This is a genomic window from Nocardioides sp. Root682 (genome assembly GCF_001427795.1).
Taxonomy (GTDB): Bacteria; Actinomycetota; Actinomycetes; order Propionibacteriales; family Nocardioidaceae; genus Nocardioides.
Genome location: NZ_LMHJ01000002.1, coordinates 270,027 through 284,290, shown reverse-complemented (window position 1 = coordinate 284,290; position 14,264 = coordinate 270,027). Strand labels below are relative to the sequence as shown.

Annotated in this window: 17 protein-coding genes and 5 tRNA genes; 14 read left to right on the top strand and 8 right to left on the bottom strand. The window is 70.2% G+C overall.

Annotation, left to right across the window (positions count from 1 at the left end):
• Positions 1-9: 9 nt before the first annotated feature.
• The 3 genes from ASD84_RS13655 to ASD84_RS13645 all read right to left on the bottom strand — a co-directional run bounded on the left by ASD84_RS13655 (position 10) and on the right by ASD84_RS13645 (position 3,000).
• Positions 10-1,635, bottom strand: coding sequence for an AMP-binding protein (locus ASD84_RS13655; protein WP_056711421.1), 1,626 nt, complete (start codon positions 1,633-1,635; stop codon positions 10-12).
• A gap of 64 nt (positions 1,636-1,699) precedes the next feature.
• Positions 1,700-2,170: a DUF1772 domain-containing protein gene (locus ASD84_RS13650; RefSeq protein WP_056711419.1), complete on the bottom strand. Its 471-nt coding sequence runs from the start codon at positions 2,168-2,170 to the stop codon at positions 1,700-1,702.
• Entirely contained in the window at positions 2,167-3,000 is an 834-nt protein-coding gene (locus ASD84_RS13645; RefSeq protein WP_056711417.1) for a hypothetical protein, read from the bottom strand. The genes ASD84_RS13650 and ASD84_RS13645 overlap by 4 nt, the downstream gene beginning before the upstream one ends.
• An 83-nt stretch (positions 3,001-3,083) precedes the next feature.
• Here ASD84_RS13645 and ASD84_RS13640 point away from each other — a divergent pair, with 83 nt between their 5' ends.
• Complete coding sequence (locus ASD84_RS13640) at positions 3,084-4,022, top strand: AraC family transcriptional regulator (RefSeq protein WP_056712205.1); 939 nt, start codon at positions 3,084-3,086, stop codon at positions 4,020-4,022.
• 132 nt (positions 4,023-4,154) lie between these two features.
• Positions 4,155-4,757 (top strand): hypothetical protein, encoded by a 603-nt coding sequence (locus ASD84_RS13635; protein ID WP_056711415.1) that lies wholly within the window; start codon positions 4,155-4,157, stop codon positions 4,755-4,757.
• On the opposite strand, the gene ASD84_RS13630 is transcribed toward ASD84_RS13635, so the two are convergent.
• Together ASD84_RS13630 and ASD84_RS13625 are read right to left on the bottom strand one after the other, a co-directional pair.
• Complete coding sequence (locus tag ASD84_RS13630; protein WP_056711414.1) at positions 4,758-5,099, bottom strand: DUF1801 domain-containing protein; 342 nt, start codon at positions 5,097-5,099, stop codon at positions 4,758-4,760.
• A gap of 9 nt (positions 5,100-5,108) precedes the next feature.
• Positions 5,109-5,759, bottom strand: a complete 651-nt coding sequence (locus ASD84_RS13625; RefSeq protein ID WP_056711412.1) for a class I SAM-dependent methyltransferase — start codon at positions 5,757-5,759, stop codon at positions 5,109-5,111.
• A gap of 71 nt (positions 5,760-5,830) precedes the next feature.
• On the opposite strand from ASD84_RS13625, the gene ASD84_RS13620 reads away from it, so the two are divergent.
• The 12 genes from ASD84_RS13620 to ASD84_RS13570 all read left to right on the top strand — a co-directional run bounded on the left by ASD84_RS13620 (position 5,831) and on the right by ASD84_RS13570 (position 12,540).
• Entirely contained in the window at positions 5,831-6,979 is a 1,149-nt protein-coding gene (locus tag ASD84_RS13620) for an acyl-CoA dehydrogenase family protein (protein WP_056711410.1), read from the top strand.
• 266 nt (positions 6,980-7,245) lie between these two features.
• Positions 7,246-7,395, top strand: a complete 150-nt coding sequence (locus ASD84_RS25125; RefSeq protein ID WP_156391933.1) for a hypothetical protein — start codon at positions 7,246-7,248, stop codon at positions 7,393-7,395.
• Positions 7,396-7,539: 144 nt separating this feature from the next.
• Positions 7,540-7,621: transfer RNA gene (locus ASD84_RS13615), tRNA-Leu, on the top strand.
• 13 nt (positions 7,622-7,634) lie between these two features.
• A tRNA-Asn gene (locus ASD84_RS13610) sits at positions 7,635-7,707 on the top strand.
• Positions 7,708-7,799: 92 nt separating this feature from the next.
• Positions 7,800-7,872, top strand: a tRNA-Lys gene (locus ASD84_RS13605).
• 38 nt (positions 7,873-7,910) lie between these two features.
• Entirely contained in the window at positions 7,911-8,270 is a 360-nt protein-coding gene (locus tag ASD84_RS13600) for a WhiB family transcriptional regulator (protein WP_162251536.1), read from the top strand.
• A gap of 30 nt (positions 8,271-8,300) precedes the next feature.
• Positions 8,301-8,372: transfer RNA gene (locus ASD84_RS13595), tRNA-Arg, on the top strand.
• A 2-nt stretch (positions 8,373-8,374) separates the two neighbouring features.
• Positions 8,375-8,448 (top strand) — tRNA-His (locus ASD84_RS13590).
• Positions 8,449-8,524: 76 nt separating this feature from the next.
• Positions 8,525-8,974 (top strand): HNH endonuclease, encoded by a 450-nt coding sequence (locus tag ASD84_RS13585; protein WP_235531113.1) that lies wholly within the window; start codon positions 8,525-8,527, stop codon positions 8,972-8,974.
• Between the two features lie 141 nt (positions 8,975-9,115).
• Positions 9,116-9,904 (top strand): MBL fold metallo-hydrolase, encoded by a 789-nt coding sequence (locus ASD84_RS13580; RefSeq protein ID WP_056711405.1) that lies wholly within the window; start codon positions 9,116-9,118, stop codon positions 9,902-9,904.
• A gap of 97 nt (positions 9,905-10,001) precedes the next feature.
• The gene (locus ASD84_RS13575) at positions 10,002-11,567 is read left to right on the top strand and encodes a peptide chain release factor 3 (protein WP_156391931.1); all 1,566 of its coding nucleotides are present in this window, start codon (positions 10,002-10,004) and stop codon (positions 11,565-11,567) included.
• A gap of 49 nt (positions 11,568-11,616) precedes the next feature.
• Positions 11,617-12,540 carry an acyl-ACP desaturase gene (locus ASD84_RS13570; protein ID WP_056711403.1) on the top strand — a complete coding sequence of 308 codons (924 nt, stop codon included), beginning with the start codon at positions 11,617-11,619 and terminating at the stop codon, positions 12,538-12,540.
• Here ASD84_RS13570 and ASD84_RS13565 read toward each other — a convergent pair.
• From ASD84_RS13565 to nthB, 3 genes are read right to left on the bottom strand one after another with little or no spacing between them, the layout of a single operon-like run.
• Complete coding sequence (locus ASD84_RS13565; RefSeq protein ID WP_082573482.1) at positions 12,537-12,929, bottom strand: nitrile hydratase accessory protein; 393 nt, start codon at positions 12,927-12,929, stop codon at positions 12,537-12,539. The genes ASD84_RS13570 and ASD84_RS13565 overlap by 4 nt on opposite strands.
• The gene (nthA, locus tag ASD84_RS13560; protein WP_056711401.1) at positions 12,926-13,513 is read right to left on the bottom strand and encodes a nitrile hydratase subunit alpha; all 588 of its coding nucleotides are present in this window, start codon (positions 13,511-13,513) and stop codon (positions 12,926-12,928) included. Before nthA ends, ASD84_RS13565 begins: the two co-directional genes overlap by 4 nt.
• On the bottom strand, positions 13,510-14,238 hold the full coding sequence (gene nthB, locus ASD84_RS13555; protein WP_056711399.1) for a nitrile hydratase subunit beta: 729 nt from the start codon (positions 14,236-14,238) through the stop codon (positions 13,510-13,512). Before nthB ends, nthA begins: the two co-directional genes overlap by 4 nt.
• Between the last annotated feature and the right edge of the window lie 26 nt (positions 14,239-14,264).

Here is a 14,264-nt window from a genome sequence, read left to right as displayed (position 1 = left end):
AGGATCAGGTCACGGGTGCTCGGCAAGCACCTTCTTGAGCACCTTGCCGGTCGGGTTGCGCGGGAGCTCGTCGAGGAACACCACGTCGCGCGGCACCTTGTAGCGCGCGAGGTTGTCCTTCACGAACGTCCTGAGCTCGTCGGCGGTCGCCGTACCCGGCTCGTGCAGGACCACGAACGCACGCAGTCGCTGGCCGAACTCCTCGTCCTCGACGCCGATGGCGGACGCCTCCAGGACAGCGGGGTGCGTGAGCAGCAGGTCCTCGACCTCGGCGGGGAAGACGTTCTCACCGCCGGACACGATCATGTCGTCGTCGCGGCCGTCGATGTACAGCCGGCCGGCAGCGTCGAAGTGCCCGACGTCCCCGGTGGCGAGGAGCCCGTCGACGATCTCCTTGCCACCACCGCCCGTGTAGCCGGCGAACGGGGTGGTGGTGCCGACGAAGACCCGACCGATGTCACCGGACGGGACTTCCCGGCCACCGTCGTCGAGGAGCTTGATGCGGGACCCGAGGACCGGCCGACCGACCGAGGTGGGCGCTTCCCGCACGTCCTTGGGCGTCGCCAGGGTCGCGATGGCGACCTCCGTGGACCCGTACAGGTTGTAGACCACCTCACCGAGCAGGTCCTGGGCGCGGGTCGCGACGCTCGCCGGGAGCTGCGAGCCGGCGCAGAAGACCACCCGCAGGCTGGAGAGGTCCTGGCCGGCGACGTGCTCCTCCCCCAGCGCCAGCACCCGTTGCAGCATGACCGGCACCAGACAGACCGTCGTGGCGCGGTGCTCGGCGACGTCAGCAAGCATGGTCGCGGCGTCGAAGGTGCGCCGCAGCACCAGCTTCGAGCCCAGGGCGATCGTCAGCAGGGCGACGACGAGGCCGGTGCCGTGGAAGAGCGGCGGCCCGATGACCGTCGCCTCCCGGGCCCGCATCGGCATCCGTTCCAGCAGGCTTCCCGGTACGACGAATCCCTTGGGCTCGGACCGCGGAGCACCCTTCGGTGTTCCCGTCGTGCCGCTGGTGAGCAGGACGACGCGGCCCGGATGCGCCGGCGCGGGCGGCGACCTGTCGGCCCCGGAGGCGATCAGGTCGTCGAGCTCGTCGGTGGCCTGCTCGATGTCGACGGCGACCTTGCCCCGGCGCGGTTCCAGGTCGGCGACGACAGGTGCGAACTCCACGTCGTGGACCAGCAGGTCGACCCCCTCGCGCCCGGCGACCTCGCTGCACTGGCGCGCCGAGAACGCGGTGTTGAGCCAGACGGTCGTCAGGCCGGCCCGGGAGGCCGCGAACGCGGCGATCAGCGCGCCGCGATGGTTGCGGCACAGGATGCCGACCGTGTCGTCCGGCTCCAGCCGGTCGAGCAGGGCGTTCGCGAGCCGGTCGACCTGCTCATCGAGCTCGCGATAGGTGATCTCGCCGCGCTCGTCGGCAACGGCCGGCAGGGAGCCGTGCCGGATCGCGGCGAGCTTCGTGGCCGCTCCGAGCGGCCCGTAGTCCCCCAGCGCCGCGAGCATCCGGACCTGCCGGTGCGGCAGGTCGATGCCCACCGCACCGGCGCGGAACAGGGCGATCAGCGAACGCGCCTCCAGTCCTGCTCGCCGGGCCACCTGGGTCAGCACAACGTCCGGGGTCGACACCATGGCGCATTCTCTCCCGGGTCGGCGGGGTGTGGGGCGTGACTCACGGACCGGTCACGTGGGTGGATCAGCGCGCGAGGGCCGCACCCACACAGCATCCGAAGGCGGCCACCACGCTCACTGTCCGGACCAGGTGCAGCCGGTTCCACGGGTCCTCGAACGCCTCCCGCGCGGACCTGAGCGACGCCTCGCTGTCCGGCTGGCCGACGGCGAGGAGGGCGTCGTTCAGCGGCACGTTGCCGGCCATCGTGATCGCGAACATCACGACGTAGAGAACCAGGGCCGCGATCACCCACGGCCGGGAGGGGCCGGTGAACACCGCGATGCCGAGCGCAGGGATCGGGGCCACGAAGGCCAGCAGGAACAGGGGATTGAGGATCGCGGCGTTGACCTGCTGCATCGCCTCCACGAAGGTCCGGTCGTCGGCCTGCGCCAACCCCGGCATGATCGCCGTGGAGAACGCGAAGAACAGTCCCGCAATCAGTCCGGCACCGATGGTCCCGGTGACCAGCGCGGCGTTGCCGACAGCGTCGCTCATGACGCGGCCTCCTCGGTCCACGCCCCGGCACGGGCCGCCCGCTCTGCGTAGTCGGCGAAGTCGCGGGCCGACCTGCCGAGTGCCTCGCGTACGCCGTCGGCCAGGTGCGCGTTGTGGCCGTCGAGGACGTGGGCGAACAAGTCCGCCAGTCCCTGGGCCTCCACGGCCGGCAAGCCGATCCGGACGAGGTCGTCGACGAGCTCGGCGTCGGTGATCTGTTGGTAGCCGATCGCGCGTCCGGTCGCCGCGGCGATCTCCGCCGTTGCCTCGGCGAAGGTCATCAGCCGCGGCCCGGTGAGCTCGTACACCCGGTTCACGGCCGCCTCGCCGGTCATCAGCGCAACGGCCACCTCGGCGACGTCGTCCAGATCGACGAAGGGTTCGCGGACGGCACCGGCCGAGAACGCCAGGTGTCCGGCCGCGAGCGGCTCGGCGAACAGGCTCTCGTCGAAGTTCTGCATGAAGAACGCGCACCGCACGACGCCCCAGGTGGCGTCGTGCTTCGCCGCCACCTCGGCGAGGAGCTGCTCGGCCCGCTGCGCCTCGGGCTCACCGCGGCCGGAGAGGAGCACGATCCGTCGTACGCCGGAACGGGCCATCCGCTCGGCGACCTCGGCCACCGCTTCGGGCGCACCGGGGAGGGCCAGATCCGGGGCGACGGTGACGTACGCCGACGCGGCGGGCCGCTCGACGGACGACCAGGTGGCCGGGTCGGCCCAGTCGAACTCGGGCCGCGAGAGGGAGGTGACCGGGAGGCCCCGGCCCTGGAGGAGGGACACGACGCGGCGACCGGTCTTGCCGGTGCCGCCGATGATGAGGTTCGTTGTCATGGCTTCAGTCCATCGCGACTTCGTGAGACTTTCCATGGCTGAATGTCTTGATTCCATGCGTGATCGTCCAGCACAGTGGAGGCATGGACGGCCTCGAACACCTGCTCTCCGGTCCGCGTGCGCGCCAGGCGTTCCTGCTGCGGATGGTGATGGAGCCGCCGTGGGCGGTACGGATCGAGGACGACCCGGCACTGACCCTGTTCGCCGTGGCGCGCGGCTCCGCGTGGATCACCGGCGAGCTCGGCGAGCCGCTCGAGCTGCTGCCGGGCGACGTCGCGGTGATCCGCGGAGGACCGGTCTACACGGTGGCCGACGACCCCGCGACTGCCCCGAAGGTGACCATCCTCAAGGGCAACATCTGCGTCGATCCCGACGGCGAGCTGCTGGCCCAGAGAATGGCGCTCGGCGTGCGCACCTGGGGCAACAGCCACGACGGGTCGACCGTGATGCTGGTCGGTACGTGGGCGGCCGAGACCGAGGCCGGGCGTCCCCTGCTCGCGGCGCTCCCGCCGGTCGTCGTACGACGTCGCGAGGAGGACGACTCACCGCTCGTCGACCTGCTCTCGGCCGAGATGCTGCGTGAAGAGCTCGGGCAGGAGGTCGTGCTCGACCGGCTGCTCGACCTGGTGCTGGTGACCGTCGTCCGGTCCTGGCTCGCGAGCGAGGAACAGGTCACCCGCGGGCTAGCCCACGCCGACCCGACGGTCGGCGAGGCGCTGCGCCTGATGCACCACCACCCCGAGCACGCCTGGACGATCGCGTCCCTGGCCCGCGAGGTCGGCGTCTCCCGCGCGGCCCTGGCCCGCCGCTTCGGGGACCTGGTGGGCGAGCCGCCGATGACCTACCTGACCCACTGGCGCCTCTCGCTGGCCGCCGACCTCCTGGTCGCCACGGACGACGCGATCGACCGGGTGGCGCGTCAGGTCGGGTACGGCAGCGGGTTCGCGCTGAGCGCGGCGTTCAAGCGGGTGCGTGGGGTGAGCCCCCAACAGCACCGCCGCGCAGCACGCACCGCTGGTTGAGGTGCGAGGAGCGCCAGCGACGAGCCTCGAAACCCCCGAGCCCACCTATGGCGCCGAACCCTCCGGAGGAGTAAGCAGGGAACAACCGGCAGTGCCGGTCGGGCACTGCCCCGACTTCGAGAGGAGTGGGTCGTGTTCGCACGCTCCAGCACCTTCCACGGCAAGCCCGCCAACATCGATGCGGGCCTCAGGTTCGTCCAGGACGAAGCAGGTCCGCTGCTCGACGGGACCGAGGGCTGTCGCGGCCTCTCGCTCCTGGTCGACCGCGAGACCGGATACTGCATCGCCACCAGCTCCTGGGACTCGGAGGAGGCGATGCGCGCCAGCGACGAACCACTGCGCTCGCTCCGCGACCGCGGCAAGGACCTCCTCGGCGGGTCCCTGCAGGTCGACAGCTGGGAGATCATGGTCATGCACCGCACCCATCACGGCGAGTGCTGCCGGGTCAGCTGGGTCGAGGGAGACGTCGACGCCCTGGCCGAGACGTTCCGGACCGGGATCATGCCCCGGCTCGAGGAGCTCGACGGGTTCTGCAGCGCCAGCCTGCTGGTGGACCGGTCAGCCCGGTTGGGGTGCGCGACCACCGCGTGGGAGTCGCGCGAGGCGATGGAGGCGAGCCGTTCAGCAGCCGACGACCTGCGCGAACGCGCCGCGAGCGATGCTGATGGTCTGGTGGTCGAGGTCCACGAGTTCGACCTCGCCTACGCGCACCTGCACGTCCCCGAGATGGCTTGATCAGGCGCGGTTGCGGGCGACGGCGTCGCGGATCAGCTCGACGAACGCGTCGTGGTCGAACGTGTCGGCCTCGAAGATGTCGATCGCCCGCCGCGTCCCCGCGTCGAGGCTCGCGTTGAACAGCCCCTGCGGGTCCTCGAGGGAGGCGCCCTTGGCGAAGGTGACCTTCACCTTGTCCTTGTAGGTCTCGACGGTGCAGATCAGGCCGTCGGCAGAGAAGGTGGGTACGCCGTCCGGGTTGGACGCCTTCTTCCACTTGGCTTCCTCGGCCACGTCGGGCTCGGCCTGCACGATCAGGGATCGCAGGGTGGTGACCGTGTCGGTCCGCCAGTCAGCGCTCATGGGGCGACCCTACTGATCCCGACCCGCGCGCTCCGCGACGAGGAGGTGGAACGCGCCGTCCGAGTCGCCGACGCGCTGCCGGGTCGCGTCGGCGAAGCCGGCGGCACGGAGGAGCTCCACGACCTCGTCGACGGGTCGCAGGCGGAATCCGTGCGCGGTGAACGGGTACTTGCGCATCTCCTCCGGGTCGCCGATGCCGACCACGAAACGACCGCCCGGACGCACCACGCGCGCGACCTCGGCGAAGGCGCGCGCGAGGTCCTCGACGAAGTAGATGGTGTTCGTGGTGATGGCAGCGTCGAGCGAGTCGTCGGCGAGCGGCAGTGCGGTGAGGTCGCCGCTGTGGACCTGGAGTCGGCCGTCGCCGAGCTCGGCCGCGAACCGTCGCCGCGCCCCGGAGAGCATCGTGTCGGCGATCTCCACACCGTGGACGTGGCCGCTCGGACCCACGCGATCGAGGAGTGGCCGAAGCCCGACGCCGCCGCCGAACCCGAAGTCCGCCACCGACTGGCCTGGTTGCGGGTCCGCGGCCTCGACGGCCCCGTGCACCGCCTGGCTGTTGCCCTTGTTGAGCATGCGCGCGACGAGCCTGCCTGCGGGCCCGGACGGATGCCCGAGCTGACGGGCGAGCCCTGCGCTGAACCTGTCACGAACTCCCATGGGGCGAGGCTCGCGCAGACACCGCTCCACCGCAAGGAAAAGTCGCGCCGCGATCGGGCACGATGGCATCCATGGACCTGACGCTCTCCGACGACCAGCAAGCGCTTCGCGATCTCGCCCGCGACTGGGTGGACCACGAGGTGGTGCCGAACGCTGCCGAGTGGGACCGCATCGAGCAGGTCGACCGGGCGATCGTCGGCAAGCTCGCCGACGTCGGCTTCCTCGGCATGGGCATCAACGAGGAGTACGGCGGCTCGGGCGGCGACTTCCTGTCGTACGTCCTGATGATGGAGGAGCTCGGCCGCGGCGACACCTCGATCCGCGGGATCGTCAGCGTCTCGCTCGGCCTGGTCAGCAAGAGCATCCAGGCGTGGGGCACCGAGGAGCAGAAGCAGCAGTGGTTGCCGTCGCTGTGCGACGGTTCCGCGCTCGCCTGCTTCGGCCTGACCGAGCCCGGCACCGGCTCCGACGCCGGCTCCCTGGTCTCCCGGGCCGTCCGTGATGGCGACGACTGGGTGATCTCCGGCAACAAGCTCTTCATCACCAACGGCACCTGGGCCACGGTGGCGCTTGTCTTCGCCCGCACCGGCGGGCCGGGCGGGAGGGGCATCACCGCCTTCCTCGTGCCCACCGACTCCCCCGGGTTCGAGCGGCGCGAGATCAAGGGCAAGCTCGGCCTGCGCGGCCAGGCCACGGCCGAGCTGATCCTTTCCGACGTGCGCGTCCCGGACTCGCATCGCCTGGGCGAGGAGGGCTCGGGCTTCAAGATCGCGATGACCGCCCTCGACAAGGGCCGCATCTCGGTCGCCGCTGGCTGTGTCGGCCTCGCTCGTGGCTGCCTCGAGGCGAGCGTTGCGTACGCCGGCGAGCGCACCCAGTTCGGCAAGCCCATCGCGTCGTACCAGCTGGTCCAGGAGATGCTCTCCGACATGGCGGTCGACACCGAGGCAGCCCGGCTGATGGTGTGGCGAGCAGCCGACCTGGCCGAGCGCGGCGAACCGTTCGGCACGGCCGCGTCGATGGCGAAGCTCTTCGCGTCCGAGGCCTCGGTGCGCGCCGCCAACCAGGCCGTCCAGGTCTTCGGCGGCTATGGGTACGTCGACGAGTTCCCCGTCGGCAAGGCCCTGCGCGACGCCCGGGTCACGACGCTGTACGAGGGCACCTCGCAGATCCAGAAGCTGCTGATCGGGCGGGCCCTGACAGGGATCAGCGCCTTCTGACCATCGCCGAGTTGGGGTTTGTCACCGCCGAGTTGGGGTTTGCCACCGCCGAGTTGGGGTTTGTCACCGCCGAGTTGGGGTTTGTCGCTCCGACGTACGTCGGCAAGCCACAACTCGAAGGTGGGAAACCCCAACTCGCGCGTGACAAACCCCAACTCGCGCCCCCGCCATAAATCGTTAGGCCGGTCCGGCGGATCGCCCCTAACCTTGGACCCGACCGCGCCACCCGGCCGGTCGATCGAAGCACGAGCTGGAAGGGCAGGACCGTGGGCATTCACCATCTCCCCGTTGCCACGAGTCGCTATGCGACCTGTGCGCTCGACGCTGCCCTCGTCCTCCGACCCCTCGAAGGCAATGAGCCGTCGACCATGCTGAAGCGCGAGCAGCTGCTCGGCCAGCTGGAGCCGCCCCTGTAGGTGCCATCACGCACCGGGAACACCGGGCCGCTCCAGCGAGGCGAACGTCCAGAGGTCACACCGACCAGGACGAAACCCTCATCGGAGCGGCCTTTCTGCATGTCCGGGCAGCACGACGAACAACTCAACAGTGGACAGCTTCATGCCCGTCTGGCGGAACGGTAGACGCGCGGCGCTCAGAACGCCGTGTCCCCAGGGCGTCCGGGTTCGAATCCCGGGGCGGGCACCGCGAAGAACAATGCTCGGTGGCTCAGTTGGCAGAGCGCCCGGTTGTTACCCGGGAGGTCCCAGGTTCGAGCCCTGGTCGAGCAGCACTTCCCGCCCCGGCGGGACCAAGCGGGTGTCGGGAGACGCCATGGGTCTCATGAGCCCGTTGGCCCACGTTCGACTCGTGGCCCCGCTACGCACCGTTGGCTCAGTTGGTAGAGCAGCGTCCTCTTAAGTCGAAGGTCCTCGGTTCGAGTCCGAGACGGTGTACGACCCCATGCCCCGACAAGCCCAAGGAGGTGACCGGCGTGGAAACGAAGAACGGGTGGCCGCACACGGCCACCACCCCGGCGTCGTACTCCGCGGACGAGCGGGGCGACCTCAACACCAAGGGCGTCACCATCGCCTTCACGCACCCGACACCGCGGTCGCCGGGCGTCGCGTGGCGGTGCGAAGGGCACGAGGACCCCGAGATCTTCGACCCCTGCGACGACGAGACGCTCGCCGCGGCTCTCGAGGTCTGCCACACGTGCGGCGTCCGGACGGTCTGCCTCGCCCTCGGCACCAGCCGGGACGAGTGGGGCGTCTGGGGCGGCGTCCTCCTCGAGAGCGGCAAGCCGATCGAGACAGTCAGGCGCCGCGGCCGGCCGAAGAAGGCCGTCGCCTGAACGCGAGCCCCGGCGTCACAGGGGCACCCAGCCTCCTTGGTCCAACGGACACGACATCGCCCTACGAAGGCGAGGATCCAGGTTCGATTCCTGGAGGGGGCACTGTGACTGTGGTGTAGCGGCAACTGCACACCTGGATGTGGCCCAGGAGGTCGGGGTTCGACTCCCCGCAGTCACCCCGCTGTCATCCCGAGGATTGACAATCGACAAGACCCACCGCAGGACGGAGACTTCAAGGAAAGGAGGTGTCAGCGGTGTCCGCAACAACAGTGACGCTGCTGAACGCCTCCTACGAGCCGCTCGGCAAGGTGTCCTTCAACCACGCCGTCCGGATGCTCTTCCGCGAGGTGGCGACCGTCGAGGAGGGCCACGACGAGAAGATGATCGGCCCTCACCCGTGGCCGAGGGTCATCCGCCTGGTTCGGTACGTCGCCACGAAGTGGATGTACCGACCGGCACCCTGGACCCGTCGCGGCGTACTGGTCCGCGACGGCCACCGCTGCGCGTACTGCGCCGGACGCGCCACCACCGTCGACCACGTCCTGCCGGCCTCACGAGGTGGCCGGTGGACGTGGCTGAACTGCGTCGCGGCCTGCGGGTCCTGCAACGGCAAGAAGGGCAACCGGACGCCGCGGGAGGCTGGGATGCGGCTGCGGTGGGAGCCGTACGTCCCGACCCGGGCGCAACTCGCTGCGCTGGGCTGACCGCAGGTTCGTCGAGTAGCCGCGAGGAACGAGAGGCGTATCGAGACCCCCCGCCGCGTCTCGATACGTCCCTGCGCTCGTACCTCGCTACGGGACTACTCGACGAGCCTGCGGGCCCCGCCTTTCCCCTAGGTTCAGGTCATGGCTCCCACGAAGATCACCCACATCGGCGGTCCGACCACGCTCATCGAGGTCGGTGGCTGGCGGATCCTGACCGACCCGACGTTCGACCCGCCGGGCAAGCGCTACTTCTTCGGCTGGGGTACGACGTCGCGCAAGCTCGCCGGGCCGTCGATCGCCGCGGCGGACCTGGGGCCGATCGATGCCGTGCTCGTCAGCCATCACCACCACGGCGACAACCTCGACCCGTCCGCGCAGGCGCTGCTCCCGACCTGGGGCACCACGGTCACGACGAAGAAGGCGGCAGCGAAGCTGGGCCGGCACTGCGTCGGACTCGCGGCGTGGGAGACCACCCTGCTGGAGGCGCCGGGCAAGGAGAGCATCACGGTCACCGCCACCCCGTGTCGGCACGGGCCGGTCGGCAGCGAGCCGATCACGGGGCCGGTGATCGGCTTCTCCCTCGCCTGGGCGGGTCAGGAGCACGGCGAGCTCTGGGTCACGGGCGACACCGTGCTCTACCCAGCCCTGCGCGAGGTCGCGTCCCGGTTGAAGATCGGCACGATCCTGCTCCACCTGGGATCGGTCCGGTTCCGCTACCTCTCCGGCTGGTTCCGCTACACGATGGACGCCCGCGAGGGTGCCGAGCTGATCGAGCTCGTCGACCCGGCGCACGTCGTACCCGTGCACTACGAGGGCTGGTCGCACTTCCAACAGGGCCGTGCCGAGGCGGAGGCCGTGCTGGGCCAGTCCGCGTTGGCTGACCGGGTGCACTGGCTCGACCCCGGCGAGGACGTGTCCCTGCCCGTGTAGGTGCCGTCCACGGTCGTCGAGCAGCCGCGACGAAGGAGCGGCGTATCGAGACGCCGGCATTCTCGGGTCGGCCGGGCGAGCCGGTAGATTTCGGCCAGTGTCCGACACCCGTCCCCGCCGTACCTTTGCCGTCATCAGCCACCCCGACGCCGGCAAGTCCACGCTGACCGAAGCGCTGGCGCTCCACGCACGGGTGATCACCGAGGCCGGAGCGGTCCACGGCAAGGGTGACCGCCGCGCCACGGTGTCGGACTGGATGGCGATGGAGAAGGCCCGCGGCATCTCGATCACGTCGGCGGCGCTGCAGTTCGTCTACCGCGACCACGTCATCAACCTGGTCGACACCCCCGGCCACAGCGACTTCTCCGAGGACACCTACCGCGTGCTCTCGGCGGTCGACTCGGCCGTGATGCTCGTCGACGCCGGTAAGGGCCTGGAGCCGCAGACGCTCAAGCTGTTCAAGGTGTGCGCGCTGCGCGGCATCCCGGTGATCACGGTCATCAACAAGTGGGACCGCCCCGGCCTGCACGCCCTCGAGCTGATGGACCTGATCCAGGAGAAGATCAAGCTCCGCCCCACTCCCCTGACCTGGCCGGTCGGCGAGGCCGGTGACTTCCGCGGGGTGCTGGACCGTCGTACGGGCGAGTTCGTCAAGTACACCCGCACCGCCGGTGGCGCCACCCGCGCGCCCGAGAAGCGGATGGGCGCCAACGAGGTCGAGGAGAACGACGCCCAGGTGTGGGCGCACGCCGTCGAGGAGCACGAGCTGCTCTCCCTCGACGAGGCCGACCACGACCAGGCCCGCTTCCTCGCCGGCGAGACCACGCCGGTCATGTTCGCCTCGGCCCTGCAGAACTTCGGCGTCGCGCAGCTGCTCGACCTGCTGCTCGACCTGGCCCCCGAGCCCAACGCGACGCTGGGCGTCGACGGAACGGTGCGCGAGGTCAAGGACGACTTCAGCGCGTTCGTGTTCAAGGTGCAGTCGGGTATGAACAACGCCCACCGCGACCGCCTGGCCTACGCGCGCATCGTCTCCGGCTCCTTCGAGCGCGGCATGATCGTCACCCACGCCGCGAGCGGCCGCCCGTTCGCCACGAAGTTCGCCCAGGCCGTGTTCGGCCGGGACACGACGTCGGTCGAGACCGCCGAGCCGGGCGACATCATCGGCTTCGTCAACGCCCAGGCGTTGCGCGTGGGCGACACCGTGTACGTCGGCGACGCGATCGAGTACCCGCCCGTACCCTCGTTCGCTCCCGAGCACTTCATGACCGCCACCGCTGGCGACATCAGCCGCTACAAGCAGTTCCGCAAGGGCATCGAGCAGCTGGACCAGGAGGGCGTGGTGCAGGTCCTGCGCTCCGACCTGCGCGGTGACCAGTCGCCTGTCCTGGCCGCCGTCGGCCCGATGCAGTTCGAGGTCGTCGAGGACCGGATGCTCAACGAGTTCAACTCGCCGATCCGGTTCTCCAGGCTCGACTACCAGGTCGCGCGCCTGACCGATGCTGCTGGCGCATCCGCGCTCTCCGGCATCCGTGGCGTCGAGGTGCTGCAGCGCAGCGACGGCACCTACCTGGCGCTGTTCGTCGACCGCTGGCGCGCGCAGGTCACCGCACGCGACAACCCGGCGGTGATGCTCGAAGAGCTGCCGGCCGGCGGCAACTGAGCCCCCTCGGAGGGCTATCCCCGGCGCCGGGGAAATGGTAGGCCGAGACATGGACACCGCGACGCTCCTGAAGGAGCTCGAACCCACTGTCGAGGCCAACCTCAACCGGCACCTGGAAGTTGCCCAGGAATGGATGCCCCACGAGTACGTCCCGTGGAGCGAGGGCCGCAACTTCGCGATCCTCGACGGCGAACCCTGGTCCCTCGAGCAGTCCACGCTCTCACCGATCGCGCGGACCGCGCTGGAGGTGAACCTGCTGACCGAGGACAACCTGCCGAGCTACCACCGCGAGGTCGAGCGGGCGTTCGGCCGGGAGAGTGCGTGGGGCGCGTGGGTCAACCGGTGGACGGCCGAGGAGGGCCGTCATGCCTTCTGCATCCGCGACTACCTCCTGGTCACCCGGGGTGTGGACCCCGACGAGCTCGAGCGCGCGCGGATGCAGACGATGGAGGCCGGCTTCGACTCAGGCGACAAACCGCTCTTGAACGTGTGCGCCTATGTGTCCTTCCAGGAGCTCGCGACCCGGGTGTCGCACCGCAACACGGGCCGGATCACCGAGGACCCGGTCGCGGAGCGGTTGCTGACCCGCGTCGCGAAGGACGAGAACCTGCACATGATCTTCTACCGCAACATCGTCGAAGCCGCGTTGCAGATCGCGCCGGGGCCCACGATGCGCGCGATCGCCGACGAGGTCGTCGGCTTCGAGATGCCGGGATCGGTCATTCCGGGCTTCGCTCGCAAGGCGGTCCAGATGGCCAGGGCCGGCATCTACGACCTCCGCATCCATCACGACGACATCGTCATGCCGCTGGTACGACAGTGGCGGCTCTTCGAGCTCGAGGGCCTCGACGAGGAGGGCGAGCGAGCCCGCGACGAGCTCGCCGCCGCCATCGCGGTGCTGGACGAACAGGCCACGCGGTTCGTGGAGCAACGGGCGGAAGCCGCGGCGAAGCGGGCAGCGCGCATCGGCTAGTGGCCGTGGCCGTGGCCGTGGCCGTGGCCGTGACCGTGCTCGTCGTCGCGGTGGTCGTGGCCGGCGGGGCGGGCGAGCAGGGTGTGTTCGCGCTCGTCCACCTCGTCGCGCTGCAGCGCGGCCGCCGTGCTGAGGACGGCCTCGAGCGCGGCCGCCCAGCTCTCCCAGTACGGCCGGTCCGGGTCGGCGGCGATCTGCGCGATCAGCTGCTGCCGAAAGTCCTCCCACGGGAGGCGTCCGTCCCGGCACAGCGCGAGCACGATGCCGAACACGCGGCGTTCCCACGGCGCAGCGAACACGATCGCCCCGTTGTCGCGCGGCGGGGAGACGGGGCCTTCGAGGTCGCCCTCGATCGTCGCCTGCGGAATCTGCTCAGCCTGCTCAGTCATGGGGTGGGCTCCTTCGCGACCGCGACACCGATCATCGAGTCCCGACTGACCAGCGAGGCGAGCTCCTCGGCACCGAGCGCCTCGGTGCCGGCCGGGCGTTCGGGGACCACGAGGTAGCGCGCCTCCGCCGAGCTGTCCCACACCCGGACCTTCTTGGTCGCCGGTACGTCGAGGCCCATCTCACCGAGCAGCTTTCGAGGCTCGGCGACCATGCGGGACCGGTACTCCGCGGACTTGTACCAGGTCGGCGGCAGCCCCAGGACCGGCCAGGGGTAGCAGGAGCAGAGCGTGCACACGACCACGTTGTGGACCTCGGGGGTGTTCTCGATCGCGACGATCATCGAGCCCTCGGGACCGCCGAAGCCGAGCTCGGCGACGGCCTTGGTGCCGTTGGCGAGGAGCCGCTCGCGGAAAGCGGGGTCGGTCCAGGCGCGGGCGACGACCTTCGCGCCGTTGAGCGGCCCGACGTTGTTCTCGTAGTGCTCGACGATCCGGTCGACGACCGCGGAGTCCACGAGCCCCTTCTCCACGAGCAGCGACTCGACCGCCTCGACCCGGATCGCGCGCACGTCGTCGGCGGTCATCGTGCCTCCAGGTAGGACTCGAACAGCTCGATGCGGACCTCGGTGTCGGGCTCGGCTGCCTCGCCCCACAGGTCACGCCCGTCGAACGCGACGGTGTAGACGTACTGGGGTCGGCTCCTGCGACCGGCCGCCCGCGCATCCGAGAACCGCGCGGCACCACTGTTGCCGACGACGGTCCCCGGCTTGCCCGTGGTGTAGCCCGGTTGCCGCGTGTGCCCGGCGGCCCGTTCGGGGCGTACCCGGACGGCGTCTCCGACCTTGAATCGAGGCCGGCGCATCGTCGTACGACGGCCGCCGATGAGGCGGGGCATCAGATGTGCGGCCATGAAGCGCGGGATCGTCGGGCGCAGGATCAGTCCCATGGCGGCGCTGGCCATGGCGGTCTGGATCTTCCGAACCCGGCGCCCGCCGGGCAGGCCCGGCTTCCCGTCGATCCGCGCCTCGACCTCGCCCGGCTGCAGCCAGTGCTTCTCCTCCAGCTGCAGCTCGAGCCCGCGCAGCCAGCGCCAGTAGTACGGCGCCAGGTAGTCCTCGCGGGGGATCTGCTCCATCGCCCAGCGGGCCGAGTCGAGGTCCGGTCCGGTGGGGTTGAGGACCCCGGCGGCGAAGACCGTGCAGCCGAAGACGCGGCGCTCCCAGTCGGCGTGGAAGGCCGGCTCGTCGGGGTCGTGCAGGACGCGACCGTAGAACTCAGCGCGGCCGCCCATGTCCGCCCACGTGGTCATCTGCCGAAGATAGCGGCTGACGACCT

What these genes read in the sequence shown, in the direction of transcription:
- ASD84_RS13655 (WP_056711421.1), bottom strand. Translation starts at nt 1,635, where the DNA reads ATGGTGTCGACCCCGGACGTTGTGCTGACCCAGGTGGCCCGGCGAGCA.
- ASD84_RS13650 (WP_056711419.1), bottom strand. Translation starts at nt 2,170, where the DNA reads ATGAGCGACGCTGTCGGCAACGCCGCGCTGGTCACCGGGACCATCGGT.
- ASD84_RS13645 (WP_056711417.1), bottom strand. Translation starts at nt 3,000, where the DNA reads ATGACAACGAACCTCATCATCGGCGGCACCGGCAAGACCGGTCGCCGC.
- ASD84_RS13640 (WP_056712205.1), top strand. Translation starts at nt 3,084, where the DNA reads ATGGACGGCCTCGAACACCTGCTCTCCGGTCCGCGTGCGCGCCAGGCG.
- ASD84_RS13630 (WP_056711414.1), bottom strand. Translation starts at nt 5,099, where the DNA reads ATGAGCGCTGACTGGCGGACCGACACGGTCACCACCCTGCGATCCCTG.
- ASD84_RS13625 (WP_056711412.1), bottom strand. Translation starts at nt 5,759, where the DNA reads ATGGGAGTTCGTGACAGGTTCAGCGCAGGGCTCGCCCGTCAGCTCGGG.
- ASD84_RS13620 (WP_056711410.1), top strand. Translation starts at nt 5,831, where the DNA reads ATGGACCTGACGCTCTCCGACGACCAGCAAGCGCTTCGCGATCTCGCC.
- ASD84_RS13580 (WP_056711405.1), top strand. Translation starts at nt 9,116, where the DNA reads ATGGCTCCCACGAAGATCACCCACATCGGCGGTCCGACCACGCTCATC.
- ASD84_RS13570 (WP_056711403.1), top strand. Translation starts at nt 11,617, where the DNA reads ATGGACACCGCGACGCTCCTGAAGGAGCTCGAACCCACTGTCGAGGCC.
- ASD84_RS13565 (WP_082573482.1), bottom strand. Translation starts at nt 12,929, where the DNA reads ATGACTGAGCAGGCTGAGCAGATTCCGCAGGCGACGATCGAGGGCGAC.
- nthA (WP_056711401.1), bottom strand. Translation starts at nt 13,513, where the DNA reads ATGACCGCCGACGACGTGCGCGCGATCCGGGTCGAGGCGGTCGAGTCG.
- nthB (WP_056711399.1), bottom strand. Translation starts at nt 14,238, where the DNA reads ATGACCACGTGGGCGGACATGGGCGGCCGCGCTGAGTTCTACGGTCGC.